14 protein-coding genes are annotated in these 12769 nt (G+C 44.5%); 13 read left to right on the forward strand and 1 reads right to left on the reverse strand.

All coding sequences use genetic code 11. From position 1 onward, the window contains the following. The first annotated feature begins 120 nt into the window (after positions 1-120). Positions 121-621 (forward strand): hypothetical protein, encoded by a 501-nt coding sequence (locus ACQEXR_RS19020; RefSeq protein WP_427020934.1) that lies wholly within the window; start codon positions 121-123, stop codon positions 619-621. Positions 622-955: 334 nt separating this feature from the next. Here the strand turns inward: ACQEXR_RS19020 and suhB are convergent, their stop codons facing one another. After that, positions 956-1759: an inositol-1-monophosphatase gene (gene suhB / locus ACQEXR_RS19025; RefSeq protein ID WP_331416459.1), complete on the reverse strand. Its 804-nt coding sequence runs from the start codon at positions 1757-1759 to the stop codon at positions 956-958. A 178-nt stretch (positions 1760-1937) separates the two neighbouring features. Here suhB and trmJ point away from each other — a divergent pair, with 178 nt between their 5' ends. The 12 genes from trmJ to fusA all read left to right on the forward strand — a co-directional run bounded on the left by trmJ (position 1938) and on the right by fusA (position 12647). Beyond that, positions 1938-2663, forward strand: a complete 726-nt coding sequence (trmJ, locus tag ACQEXR_RS19030) for a tRNA (cytosine(32)/uridine(32)-2'-O)-methyltransferase TrmJ (RefSeq protein ID WP_331416460.1) — start codon at positions 1938-1940, stop codon at positions 2661-2663. 120 nt (positions 2664-2783) lie between these two features. Beyond that, positions 2784-3290: a Fe-S cluster assembly transcriptional regulator IscR gene (gene iscR, locus ACQEXR_RS19035; RefSeq protein WP_331416461.1), complete on the forward strand. Its 507-nt coding sequence runs from the start codon at positions 2784-2786 to the stop codon at positions 3288-3290. 29 nt (positions 3291-3319) lie between these two features. Then, on the forward strand, positions 3320-4534 hold the full coding sequence (locus ACQEXR_RS19040; RefSeq protein WP_331416462.1) for an IscS subfamily cysteine desulfurase: 1215 nt from the start codon (positions 3320-3322) through the stop codon (positions 4532-4534). A gap of 48 nt (positions 4535-4582) precedes the next feature. Beyond that, a complete protein-coding gene (iscU, locus tag ACQEXR_RS19045; RefSeq protein ID WP_138970401.1) occupies positions 4583-4966 on the forward strand; it encodes a Fe-S cluster assembly scaffold IscU in 384 nt (127 codons plus the stop codon). Positions 4967-5034: 68 nt separating this feature from the next. Continuing rightward, complete coding sequence (gene iscA, locus ACQEXR_RS19050) at positions 5035-5358, forward strand: iron-sulfur cluster assembly protein IscA (protein WP_038139847.1); 324 nt, start codon at positions 5035-5037, stop codon at positions 5356-5358. Positions 5359-5416: 58 nt separating this feature from the next. Then, complete coding sequence (hscB, locus tag ACQEXR_RS19055) at positions 5417-5932, forward strand: co-chaperone HscB (protein WP_331416463.1); 516 nt, start codon at positions 5417-5419, stop codon at positions 5930-5932. An 18-nt stretch (positions 5933-5950) separates the two neighbouring features. Beyond that, on the forward strand, positions 5951-7804 hold the full coding sequence (gene hscA, locus ACQEXR_RS19060; protein WP_427020935.1) for a Fe-S protein assembly chaperone HscA: 1854 nt from the start codon (positions 5951-5953) through the stop codon (positions 7802-7804). An 11-nt stretch (positions 7805-7815) separates the two neighbouring features. Then, positions 7816-8154 (forward strand): ISC system 2Fe-2S type ferredoxin, encoded by a 339-nt coding sequence (gene fdx, locus ACQEXR_RS19065; protein ID WP_269377734.1) that lies wholly within the window; start codon positions 7816-7818, stop codon positions 8152-8154. A 50-nt stretch (positions 8155-8204) separates the two neighbouring features. Further along, positions 8205-8399, forward strand: coding sequence for a Fe-S cluster assembly protein IscX (gene iscX, locus ACQEXR_RS19070; protein ID WP_138970405.1), 195 nt, complete (start codon positions 8205-8207; stop codon positions 8397-8399). Positions 8400-8549: 150 nt separating this feature from the next. Next, positions 8550-9848 (forward strand): aminopeptidase PepB, encoded by a 1299-nt coding sequence (gene pepB, locus ACQEXR_RS19075; RefSeq protein WP_427020936.1) that lies wholly within the window; start codon positions 8550-8552, stop codon positions 9846-9848. Positions 9849-9906: 58 nt separating this feature from the next. Then, positions 9907-10332, forward strand: a complete 426-nt coding sequence (gene ndk, locus ACQEXR_RS19080) for a nucleoside-diphosphate kinase (protein ID WP_331416466.1) — start codon at positions 9907-9909, stop codon at positions 10330-10332. A 227-nt stretch (positions 10333-10559) separates the two neighbouring features. Next, positions 10560-12647: an elongation factor G gene (fusA, locus tag ACQEXR_RS19085; RefSeq protein WP_331426704.1), complete on the forward strand. Its 2088-nt coding sequence runs from the start codon at positions 10560-10562 to the stop codon at positions 12645-12647. Positions 12648-12769 lie beyond the last annotated feature (122 nt).

Below are 12769 nucleotides of genomic sequence, written 5' to 3' on the forward strand. Positions count from 1 at the left end.
CTCCAGTTTTTCAGCGTGTACTAAGTCAGTATGGCACGCGGAGTGTCAGGGAGAGGGAGTCCATATCATTCGTTATGTTTCCGAGTCCCCCACGTTTAGTAGACACTTTACGGAGTTAGTATGGAAAGTGAGTTTAACTGGATATCTTTGCTAGGCCTTCCACAATTAGCGATCTTTATTTCTATCCTCAGCTTTAGTCTGTCATTATTCGTAGCTTTTCGTGACGCTACTCGATTTGCGGTAGTAGCTAGATATCTAGAAAGTTATGAAAACATGTCGGATGCAGTTTATCTGAAAATAGTGAATACAGGTAGGCGTCCAATAACTCTGGACCGCATAGACTTTAAGTTTACTGGTGGGCCAATTCAATCTATAAAGCTTGATACACATACAATGCGTCGAACTGACCCTTTTGATAGATCGATCGCGCAGCCAATCACGTTGTCTGAAAGCCAGTTCTTCGAGTTAACTTTGGACTCAAGAGTCCACGATTTTGGCGATTTTGAATTTTCTAAGCTGGCGGAAGTTAAGGTTCTTATTTCAAGGGGTAGAGGGTCATCTCTAAGAGCTCTTACAAAGTCACTAAAAAGCAAGGGACATAATTTGGTCGCTGGAGCATAAACATAACAAACGTTCAGATACCTTTACTAGTTTTGTATAAATTCAATATATTTATGCACCTTTCTAAGGGCGACTTAATTAACGTAAGTCGCCTTTTTTATCGTCTCATTAGCGCCAAACAACGTCATTTAACGTGCGTATAAGGCTACTTGTCTATTTTTGACTATGCTAAGTGTTGTTTTGTTAGGCGGTTTTCCAAGTCCGCGTGTTGGGAGTTCGAATCTCTCCACCACTGCTGTGATTATTCCGTTAATCGATGGAACTCAGCAGGTTATTGTAGATATAAAAAAACCACTCTATTGAGTGGTTTTTAAAATATCAGCTGTACAGATAATTACTTCAGGATTGCTTCATTGCCGTTTTCACGGATGTGTTTAAGCATGCCTTTAACGCCGCGCGCGCTTGACGCAACTACGTTACCAGATTTCATGTAGTCAGTACCGCCAGCAAAGTCAGTAACGATAGCGCCAGCTTCGCGAGCAATCAATTCACCCGCAGCGATGTCCCATGGCTTTAGGCCAAGCTCAAAGAAACCATCAACGCGGCCAGCTGCTAGGTAACATAGGTCTAGAGCAGCAGAACCAGTGCGACGGAAGTCAGCGCAGTCTACGAATAGAGCAGACATGATCTTTAGGTAAGATTCAGAGTGTTGCTTCTGTTTGTACGGGAAACCAGTTGCCAGAACTGTGCCTTGAAGGTCTTTAAGTTGCTTAACACGGATACGAGCGTTGTTTAGCTGAGCACCAGCACCACGTTGAGCGGTGAATAGTTCGTTTAGCATCGGGTCGTATACACACGCTACTTCTGTTTTGCCTTTAATGCGAACAGCGATAGATACAGAAAAATGAGGTAAACCTTTTACAAAGTTTGTTGTGCCATCCAGTGGGTCGATGATCCATTGAACGTCTTGGTCTTTACCTTCGATGACGCCATTTTCTTCAGCAACGATACTGTGATCAGGGTACGAAGCCTTGATTGTATCGATGATCATAGTTTCCGCTTCTTTGTCTACGTTAGTAACAAAGTCATTCGTGCCTTTTTGAGTAGATTCGATCTTCTCAACATTTTCTAAAGATTTAGCAATATGATTGCCAGCTTTTCGTGCAGCACGAATAGCGATATTAAGCATTGGATGCATACTAATTTCCCAACGGATGTTAAAGAACAGAAAAACGGGCGGCAGTATACCAGATAAATAGCCAAATGGAAGTGGTTAGTTTTTGTACTTTCAGTTTTAATCGCGAAAAGGGTCTGACCATTTTACTCAGGTATATGGTACTATCTTGCGGCTCGAATTTTACTCTTGGAAATCATTAATGCTCAACAACGTAAAAGTTGTCCTCGTTGGGACATCTCACTCTGGCAACATCGGTTCAGCTGCTCGTGCAATGAAGGTTATGGGCTTATCGAATCTGGTTCTCGTTGATCCTCAGTGTCGCGTTGATGAACAGGCTATTGCTTTGGCAGCAGGGGCAGCCGATATTGCACAAAATGCCACAATTGTAGATGACTTAAATGAAGCGGTTGCTGATTGTGCGTTAGTTGTCGGTTCTAGTGCACGTTCGCGCACGTTAGAGTGGCCGATGCTTGAACCTAGAGAATGCGGTGAAAAATTTGTCTCTGAAGGTCAAAACTCACCCGTTGCACTGGTATTTGGTCGCGAACGTACAGGGCTGACAAATGATGAACTTCAAACTTGTCATTATCACGTGTGTATTCCCGCCAACCCTGAATACAGTTCACTCAACTTAGCAATGGCAGTTCAGACGTTAAGCTATGAAATACGTATGGCGTATTTAGAGCGTGAGCAAAGTCAGTTCGCCAAGCAAGAAGAGTTAGAGTACCCAAGACACAAAGAGCTGGAATTGTTTTTTGCACACCTTGAAAAAGTGGCAAAGGATACCCAATTTATCAGTGAAGAACAGCCAGGCAAAGTAATGAATAAACTACGACGTTTGTTCAACCGCGCAAGGCCGGAAGCACAAGAATTGAATATTCTCCGTGGTGTGCTTACCGCGATAGAGAAGCGTATCTCTCAGTAGTCTATAACCACAATATGATCATGGATAAATACTTGAGTAATTTAGTCAATTAAATACTTGACCATTTTACTCAGGTATGAAAGAATTCATACCACATAAACGGTGTGGATATGGTGTTATATGAGACTTACATCTAAAGGAAGATACGCAGTGACAGCCATGTTAGATGTGGCTCTGCACTCACAGCAAAACCCAGTGCCTCTGGCTGATATTTCAGAGCGTCAGGGTATTTCATTATCTTATCTAGAGCAGCTTTTCTCAAAGTTACGTAAAGCTGGTTTAGTTGCGAGTGTGCGTGGACCAGGTGGTGGTTACCGCTTAGGTGAAGATGCACATTCGATTGCGATTGGTACAGTGATCGCAGCAGTGGACGAATCTGTTGATGCTACCAAATGTAATGGTAAGGGAGATTGCCAAGGCGGTTCACGCTGTCTTACCCATACCTTGTGGCGAGATTTAAGTTCACGTATCAGTGACTTCTTAAACAACATCACGTTAGGTGAGTTGATGAAAGACAACGAAGTCATCGAAATTTCAGATCGACAAGATCTCGATCTTGCCGTTAATCATGGGTTTGCTACTAAAAATACAAACACCGCACCCATCGGTGTTAACGTCCGCTCTTAAGCGGTTTGCCTGTTACATTGGAGTAGAGAATGAAACTGCCTATTTATTTAGATTATTCAGCGACCTGTCCTGTTGATCCTCGTGTAGCTGAAAAAATGGTTCAGTACATGACTATGGACGGTACGTTTGGCAACCCAGCATCACGTTCACACCGTTACGGCTGGCAGGCAGAAGAAGCGGTAGATACAGCTCGCGAGCAAGTCGCTGATCTACTAAATGCAGATCCACGTGAAATCGTATTTACTTCGGGCGCTACTGAGTCAGATAACCTTGCTATCAAAGGTGCTGCTCATTTCTATTCGAAGAAAGGCAAGCATGTCATTACTTGTAAGACAGAGCATAAAGCCGTTCTAGATCCATGCCGTCAACTTGAGCGTGAAGGTTTTGAAGTTACTTACCTAGAGCCTGAATCAAACGGCCTTATCGATCTTAAAAAACTAGCAGCAGCAATGCGCGAAGACACGGTTCTTGTTTCTATCATGCATGTAAACAACGAGATTGGTGTGATTCAAGACATCGCATCAATCGGTGAACTATGCCGTGAGCGTAAGATCATTTTCCATGTAGATGCTGCTCAATCTGCGGGTAAGTTACCTATTGATGTGCAAGAGATGAAGGTTGACCTTATCTCTATGTCGGCGCATAAAATCTACGGCCCTAAAGGTATTGGCGCACTATACGTACGCCGTAAGCCTCGCATTCGTTTGGAAGCTCAAATGCACGGCGGTGGTCATGAGCGAGGTTTCCGTTCAGGCACACTTCCTACTCACCAAATCGTTGGTATGGGTGAAGCGTTCCGCATTGCTAAAGAAGACATGCAGAAAGATTTTGACCATGCACTAGCGCTACGTAATCGTCTACTTGATGGCGTTAAAGATCTTGAAGCTGTAACGGTTAACGGTGACTTAGAGCAACGTGTACCGCATAACCTAAATGTGAGTTTCGCATTCGTTGAAGGTGAGTCACTGCTTATGTCGCTAAAAGACCTAGCGGTTTCTTCTGGCAGCGCATGTACATCAGCAAGCCTAGAGCCATCATATGTACTACGTGCTCTTGGCCTGAACGATGAGTTAGCACACAGTTCAGTTCGTTTCTCATTTGGTCGTTTTACGACAGAAGAAGAAATTGACTACGCAATTGAACAGATTCGTACTGCAGTGATTAAACTGCGCGACATGTCTCCTCTATGGGATATGTACAAGGAAGGAATTGACCTAGATACGGTTGAGTGGGCACACCACTAATCGCAGGTTATTCCCAGGAAATAGATAGAGGATTCGAGGTAAATTATCATGGCATACAGCGAAAAAGTAATTGATCACTACGAGAACCCACGTAACGTTGGTTCATTTGACAAAGAAGACCCATCGGTAGGTAGCGGCATGGTTGGTGCTCCTGCGTGTGGCGACGTAATGAAGCTTCAAATCAAAGTAACACCTGAAGGTATTATTGAAGATGCGAAGTTTAAAACATACGGTTGTGGTAGTGCGATTGCATCTAGCTCACTGGTTACTGAGTGGGTTAAAGGTAAGAGCATTGATGAAGCTGCGGCGATTAAAAATGCTGAAATTGCAGAAGAGCTAGAACTTCCACCGGTGAAAGTACACTGCTCAATCCTTGCGGAAGACGCAATTAAAGCAGCGGTAGCTGACTACAAGAAAAAACACCAACAATAAGTAATCGGTATATAATAGGAGGTTCATCCTCCTATTCCATTCGCAATATAGACAAACTAGGGTGCAGTATGGCCATCACAATGACAGAAACCGCGGCGAGTCGCGTTAAAACATTCTTAGAAAATCGAGGCAAAGGCATTGGTTTACGCTTGGGTGTGAAGACGACAGGCTGTTCTGGAATGGCGTATGTACTGGAGTTTGTTGATGAGCTTAACGAAGAAGATTCAGTCTTTGAGCACGACGGCGTAAAAGTGATAATCGATCAAAAAAGCCTAGTGTATTTAGATGGCACTGAATTGGATTACGTTAAAGAAGGCTTGAATGAAGGGTTTGAATTTAATAACCCAAATGCGAAAAGCGAATGCGGTTGTGGTGAAAGCTTCAACGTTTAATTGATAGTCCCTGTGGGCGTTCAGGTCCACAGGGTTATTGCCAAGGACCGAACTCTCCATGAATTACTTTGAATTATTTGGGCTACCAAGTCAGTTTCAACTGGATGGTAGCCTTCTTTCTTCACAGTTCCGTGAACTTCAAAAACAGTTCCATCCCGATAATTTTGCCACGGCTTCAGAACGAGATCGTCTCATGGCGGTACAAAAAGCGGCTGAAATTAACGATGCGTACCAAGTGCTAAAAAAGCCAATCTCACGCGCTGAGTACTTGTTGGCGGAGAATGGTGTTGAGATTCGAGGTGAACAACAAACACTGCAAGATCCTATGTTTCTTATGGAACAAATGGAATTGCGTGAGGAACTTGAAGAGATTTCAGTAAGCTCGGATCCTGAAGAAGCCCTGTTCGACTTTGAATCTAAAGTGAGCAAAATGTTTAAGCAGCAGCTTACAGCTGTAGAGCAGGAGCTTAATGACTCAGACTGGCAGCAAGCGGCTGACCGAGTCCGAAAGTTAAAATTTATTGCCAAACTTCAAAACGAAATAGGACTAGTGGAAGACAAACTCCTCGGCTAGTGAAAAAAAGGACCACCCATGGCACTACTTCAAATTGCAGAACCGGGTCAAAGCTCGGCACCCCATGAGCATAAACTGGCAGCTGGTATCGACTTAGGTACGACTAACTCGCTAGTTGCTTCTGTGCGTAGTGGTGATGCTGCAACATTAAAAGATGAACATGGCCAGAGTATCTTACCTTCGGTAGTGAACTATTCTGGAGATACACCTCAAGTGGGTTATGCAGCTAAAGCGAAAGCAGAAGTGGACCCTGTAAACACTATCATCTCCGTAAAACGCTTACTGGGTCGCTCTCTAGAAGATATTAAAAATCGTTACCCAAGTTCTCCGTACCAGTTTAAAGCGAGTGACAGTGGTTTACCTATCATTCAAACCGCGAGCGGCGACAAAAATCCAATAGAAGTTTCTGCTGACATTCTAAGAACCTTAGGTCAGCGAGCTGAGCAAACATTAGGTGGCGAGCTTGCGGGTGTGGTTATTACTGTTCCAGCCTACTTTGATGATGCTCAGAGAGCGGGTACCAAAGACGCGGCTAAGCTCGCTGGCTTACACGTCCTTCGACTGCTTAACGAACCAACAGCAGCTGCGATCGCTTACGGTCTTGATTCAGGACAAGAAGGTGTTATTGCGGTTTATGACCTTGGTGGTGGTACGTTTGATATCTCGATTCTTCGTTTATCAAAAGGTGTCTTTGAGGTTTTAGCTACGGGTGGTGATTCGGCGTTGGGCGGTGATGATTTTGACCACTTGTTTGCTGACTACCTCATCGAAAAAGCAGGTTTGACGACCCCTTTATCTGCCGAGCACAACCGTATTGTGTTAAACGTAGCGACTCAAGCAAAGATCGATTTCTCTGCACGAGAAAGTGTTGATGTTGAAGTGCTGGGGTGGACTGGGACGGTTAGTCGTCAAGAATTTGAAGCTCTGATTCAGCCGTTAGTTAAGAAAACGCTGATGTCATGCCGTCGTGCATTAAAGGATGCAGAAGTCGATACCGATGATGTTCTGGAAGTGGTGATGGTTGGCGGATCTACTCGCGCATTGCTGGTTCGTGAAATGGTGGGTGAGTTCTTTGGTCGTTCGCCATTGACAAGCATTAACCCTGATGAAGTTGTAGCGATTGGTGCTGGTATTCAAGCGGACATTCTCGCGGGCAACAAACCTGATTCAGAAATGCTATTGCTGGATGTTATTCCACTATCGTTAGGCATTGAAACAATGGGTGGATTGGTTGAGAAAATTGTTCCACGTAATACCACCATTCCTGTTGCACGAGCACAAGAGTTTACGACCTTCAAAGATGGTCAAACTGCTATGAGTGTTCATGTTGTGCAAGGTGAGCGCGAAATGGTCGATGATTGTCGTTCACTTGCACGTTTCTCTTTGAAAGGTATTCCGCCAATGACAGCAGGTGCTGCGCATATTCGTGTTACCTACCAAGTTGATGCAGATGGCTTACTCTCGGTTACCGCCATGGAGAAAAGCACCGGTGTTCAGTCGGAAATCCAAGTGAAACCCTCTTATGGATTGAGTGATGATGAAGTCGCCACCATGCTACGAGACTCAATGACTTATGCGAAAGAAGACATGCAGGCTCGTGCTTTAGCAGAGCAGCGTGTTGAAGCTGACCGCGTGATTGAAGGTTTGATTGTTGCAATGCAGGCGGATGGTGATGAACTCCTTTCTGAGCAAGAACGACAAGTACTGCTTCAAGCGATTGAGTCACTCATTGAGCTGCGAAATAGCGACAGTGCTGATGCAATAGAACAAGGTATCAAAGATACTGACAAGGCGAGCCAAGACTTCGCTTCTCGCCGTATGGATAAATCGATTCGAGCTGCACTGTCAGGTCAATCAGTAGATGATATTTAAGAGATAGAGTTATGCCTAAGATTATCGTATTACCGCATGAAGATTTGTGCCCAGAGGGCGCGGTTTTAGAAGCCAAGACAGGTGAAACGGTCCTTGATGTTGCGCTAAAAAACGGCATCGGTATTGAACATGCGTGTGAAAAATCATGTGCTTGTACTACATGTCATATTGTTATTCGTGAAGGTTTTGACTCTTTAGAAGAGAGTGATGAGCTTGAAGACGACATGCTAGATAAAGCATGGGGTCTTGAGCCTGAGTCGCGCTTAGGTTGTCAGGCAAAAGTCGCTGATGAAGATTTAGTTGTTGAGATTCCTAAATACACACTAAACCACGCATCGGAAGACCATTAATCGTCTCAACCCGACCACCCATCGTAACGCTATAGTAAGGAAGGTAAGTAATGAAATGGACAGATTCTCGCGATATTGCTATTGAGTTATGTGATAAGTTTCCTGATACAGATCCTAAAACCGTTCGTTTTACGGATTTGCACCAGTGGATCATGGAACTTGATGACTTTGATGATGAACCAAACCGTTCGAATGAGAAGATACTGGAAGCTGTGATCCTATGTTGGATGGATGAAATGGATTAACCCTAGCGGTAAACCCCTTTCAGTTAACAAAATTTACTAAAAAAAGCGGACCTTATGGTCCGTTTTTTTATCAATTTCACATTAAAGTGTTAACATCCAGTGGTAAATAGAAGAAGGCGTAGACAACGCCAGTAAAGACAAGGAGAAACCATGTCTAGACAGATGTCAGTATTTCTAAGCCAAGAAGCTGCAGCCCCTCAATGGGGAGCTAACGCGATCGTTTCATTTTCTGAACACGGTGCGACTATCCACCTCGTTGAAGAAGACGATCTTGGCACGATTCAAAAGGCGGCTCGTAAACTTGATGCTCAAGGCGTGACGTCTTTAACTCTCGCTGGTGAAGGTTGGAACTTGGAAAACGTTTGGACGTTTCACCAAGGTTACCGCGGCCCTAAAAAAATTAACCAGCTTGCATGGCAAGAACTTGCACAGGCGGATAAAGTAGAGCTAGAAGCGCGTATCAAAGCGACCGATTTTACGCGTGATATTATCAACAAGACTGCGGAAGAAGTGGCGCCTCGTCAGTTAGCGACTATGGCTGCTGAGTTTATTAAATCTGTTGCTCCAGAAGGTACAGTAACGGCTCGTATCGTAAAAGATAAAGATCTGCTAGCGGAAGGTTGGCAAGGTATTTATGCGGTCGGACGCGGTTCTGAGCGAACCTCTGCAATGCTTCAACTTGACTTTAACCCAACAGGTGATGAAAACGCCCCTGTATTTGCTTGTTTAGTTGGTAAAGGGATTACGTTTGATTCAGGCGGTTATAGTATCAAACCATCGGGTTTTATGACTGCGATGAAAGCGGATATGGGCGGTTCTGGTACCATCACAGGTGCTTTAGGCTTAGCCATCATGCGTGGCCTAAACAAACGTGTAAAACTCATTCTTTGTTGTGCAGAGAACATGATCTCTGGTCGTGCGCTTAAACTTGGCGATATCATCACTTACAAAAACGGTAAGACTGTTGAGATCATGAATACTGATGCTGAAGGTCGCCTTGTGCTGGCGGATGGACTAATCTACGCGAGTGAACAGAACCCACAATTGATCATTGACTGCGCAACCCTAACTGGAGCTGCGAAAAACGCTTTGGGTAATGATTACCATGCGCTAATGAGCTTTGATGACGAACTGTCTCATCAGGCACTCACAGCCGCTCGTGAAGAGAACGAAGGTTTATGGCCACTGCCGCTTGCAGAGTTTCACCGAAGCATGTTGCCATCTAACTTTGCTGACCTGTCAAACATCTGTAGTGGAGACTACTCACCAGGTGCTAGCACAGCGGCGGCATTCCTGTCTTATTTTGTGCAAGATTACAAGAAAGGCTGGTTACATTTCGACTGCGCTGCAACGTATCGTAAAGCGGCAACAGATAAGTGGGCCGCAGGTGCAACAGGCGTAGGCGTACGTAGTTTGGCTGCTTTGCTCATGCAGCAAGCGAGCAAATAACATTAAGAGGCCGCAGAGCCTCTTCTATTAAAACAAAGATAAAACGAAAGGATACCTTATGGCTCTTGAAAGAACTTTTTCTATCGTTAAGCCCGATGCAGTAGAACGCAATCTCATTGGTGAAATTTATCACCGCATTGAAAAAGCAGGTCTACAGATCATTGCAGCTAAAATGGTTCGTCTAACTGAAGAGCAGGCGAGTGGCTTTTATGCAGAACATGAAGGCAAAGCGTTTTTCCCTGCACTGAAAGAATTTATGACTTCTGGACCAATCATGGTTCAAGTACTTGAAGGCGAAAATGCGATTGCACGCTACCGTGAACTTATGGGTAAAACTAACCCAGAAGAAGCAGCATGTGGCACCATTCGTGCTGATTACGCTGTCAGCATGCGCTATAATTCTGTTCACGGTTCAGATAGTCCGGAATCAGCAGCTCGCGAAATCGAGTTCTTCTTCCCAGAGTCGGAGATTTGTCCTCGCTAAGCTAAGGACAATAGCAAAATATGAGGTGCTGCTTGTTACCGAATGAGCAGCATTTTTATTCTGAGAAAGCTTAATCAATACCAGCAAATTTACCATTTAGTTGGTGAATTAACTGCTAATATTGGTGAGACAAGTTTTTTTTACATACAGCGCACGCAAGGGTATCAGTCTTGACAGATTGTGATATACTCTGCGCGCAATTTATACCTTATTAACAGAGTAAGACAATGGCAGATTTATCGAAATACAGAAACATTGGTATTTTCGCGCACGTTGATGCGGGTAAAACTACCACCACTGAGCGTATCCTGAAGCTTACTGGTAAAATCCACAAAACTGGTGAAGTACATGACGGTGAGTCTACTACTGACTTCATGGAGCAAGAAGCTGAGCGTGGTATCACAATCCAGTCAGCAGCTGTAACGTGTGAGTGGAAAAACCACCGTCTAAACGTTATCGATACTCCGGGACACGTTGACTTTACAGTTGAAGTATACCGTTCACTTAAAGTACTAGATGGTGGTATCGGTGTATTCTGTGGTTCTGGCGGTGTTGAGCCTCAGTCAGAAACTAACTGGCGTTACGCTAACGAATCTGAAGTATCACGTATCATTTTCGTAAACAAACTTGACCGTATGGGTGCAGACTTCTTCAACGTTGTTGAGCAAGTTAAGAAAGTACTAGGTGCTAACCCACTAGTTATGACTCTGCCAATCGGTCGTGAAGATGATTTCGTTGGTGTTGTAGACATTCTAACTCGTAAAGCGTACGTTTGGGACGAAACTGGTCTTCCAGAAAACTACGAAGTTCTAGATGTTCCAGCAGACATGGTTGACGATGTAGAACAATACCGTGAAGAAATGATTGAAACTGCTGTTGAGCAAGATGACGAGCTAATGGAAGCTTACATGGAAGGCGAAGAGCCAACTATCGAGCAAATCAAAGCTTGTATCCGTAAAGGTACTCGTGACCTAGCGTTCTTCCCAACATTCTGTGGTTCTGCATTTAAGAACAAAGGTATGCAACTTGTTCTTGACGCTGTAGTAGATTACCTACCAAGCCCAACAGAAGTTGAACCTCAAGATCTAACTGATCCTGAAACAGGTGAACCAACTGGCGAAAAAGCAATCGTTGATGCTGATCAGCCACTAAAAGCGCTAGCATTCAAGATCATGGATGACCGTTTTGGTGCACTAACATTTATTCGTATCTACTCTGGCCGCATGAAGAAGGGTGACACTATCCTTAACGCTGCGACAGGTAAGACTGAGCGTATCGGCCGTATGGTTGAGATGCAAGCGAATGACCGCACAGAGATCACTGAAGCTCAAGCTGGTGACATCATCGCTGTTGTAGGTATGAAGAACGTTCAAACAGGTCACACTCTATGTGATCCTAAGCACGAATGTACTCTAGAACCAATGATCTTCCCAGAGCCAGTAATCTCTATCGCTGTTTCTCCGAAAGACAAAGGCTCTACAGAGAAGATGGGTATCGCGATTGGTAAGATGGTTGCAGAAGATCCATCATTCCAAGTTGAGACTGACGAAGATTCAGGCGAAACTATCCTTAAAGGTATGGGTGAACTTCACCTAGACATTAAGGTAGACATCCTTAAGCGTACTTACGGCGTTGAGCTAGAAGTAGGTGCTCCACAGGTAGCTTACCGTGAAACTATCACTCAAGCAGTTGAAGATAGCTACACGCACAAGAAGCAGTCTGGTGGTTCTGGTCAGTTCGGTAAGATCGATTACCGCATCAAACCAGGTGAGCCAAACTCTGGCTTCACGTTCAAGTCAACTGTTGTAGGTGGTAACGTTCCTAAGGAATTCTGGCCTGCAGTAGAGAAAGGCTTCGAAGGCATGATGCAAACTGGTGTTCTAGCTGGCTTCCCTACGCTAGACGTTGAAGTTGAGCTATTCGACGGTGGCTTCCACGCAGTTGACTCATCTGCAATCGCATTTGAAATCGCAGCGAAAGGCGCATTCCGTCAATCAATGCCTAAAGCAGGTGCACAGCTTCTTGAGCCAATCATGAACGTTGACGTATTTACTCCAGATGACCACGTTGGTGATGTTATCGGTGACCTTAACCGTCGTCGTGGTATGATCAAAGACCAACAAGCTGGTGCTACTGGCGTTCGTATCAAAGCTGACGTTCCTCTATCAGAAATGTTCGGCTACATCGGTACGCTACGTACAATGACTTCTGGTCGTGGTCAGTTCTCTATGGAGTTCGCACGTTACGCAGCTTGTCCATCAAACGTTGCTGAGCAAGTAATCGCAGAAGTTAAAGAGCGTAACGCTAAGAAGTAATTCTTATTGTTAGCTAAATAACTTTAAAGCCCCAGTCGTAAGACTGGGGCTAATTATATGGTCCGCCTCACTCTCAAGCCCTACGCTTAGAGTAGGCTATCAGAACGAGGTGAACCATATGT

The organism is Vibrio sp. TRT 2004, from assembly GCF_050113735.1.
In the GTDB taxonomy this organism is placed as follows: Bacteria; Pseudomonadota; Gammaproteobacteria; order Enterobacterales; family Vibrionaceae; genus Vibrio.

Coding starts and splice junctions, on each gene's coding strand:
- iscA (WP_038139847.1), top strand. CDS start 5,035: ATGGCCATCACAATGACAGAAACCGCGGCGAGTCGCGTTAAAACATTC.
- iscU (WP_138970401.1), top strand. CDS start 4,583: ATGGCATACAGCGAAAAAGTAATTGATCACTACGAGAACCCACGTAAC.
- fusA (WP_331426704.1), top strand. CDS start 10,560: ATGGCAGATTTATCGAAATACAGAAACATTGGTATTTTCGCGCACGTT.
- ndk (WP_331416466.1), top strand. CDS start 9,907: ATGGCTCTTGAAAGAACTTTTTCTATCGTTAAGCCCGATGCAGTAGAA.
- ACQEXR_RS19040 (WP_331416462.1), top strand. CDS start 3,320: ATGAAACTGCCTATTTATTTAGATTATTCAGCGACCTGTCCTGTTGAT.
- hscB (WP_331416463.1), top strand. CDS start 5,417: ATGAATTACTTTGAATTATTTGGGCTACCAAGTCAGTTTCAACTGGAT.
- trmJ (WP_331416460.1), top strand. CDS start 1,938: ATGCTCAACAACGTAAAAGTTGTCCTCGTTGGGACATCTCACTCTGGC.
- suhB (WP_331416459.1), bottom strand. CDS start 1,759: ATGCATCCAATGCTTAATATCGCTATTCGTGCTGCACGAAAAGCTGGC.
- pepB (WP_427020936.1), top strand. CDS start 8,550: ATGTCTAGACAGATGTCAGTATTTCTAAGCCAAGAAGCTGCAGCCCCT.
- iscR (WP_331416461.1), top strand. CDS start 2,784: ATGAGACTTACATCTAAAGGAAGATACGCAGTGACAGCCATGTTAGAT.
- fdx (WP_269377734.1), top strand. CDS start 7,816: ATGCCTAAGATTATCGTATTACCGCATGAAGATTTGTGCCCAGAGGGC.
- iscX (WP_138970405.1), top strand. CDS start 8,205: ATGAAATGGACAGATTCTCGCGATATTGCTATTGAGTTATGTGATAAG.
- hscA (WP_427020935.1), top strand. CDS start 5,951: ATGGCACTACTTCAAATTGCAGAACCGGGTCAAAGCTCGGCACCCCAT.
- ACQEXR_RS19020 (WP_427020934.1), top strand. CDS start 121: ATGGAAAGTGAGTTTAACTGGATATCTTTGCTAGGCCTTCCACAATTA.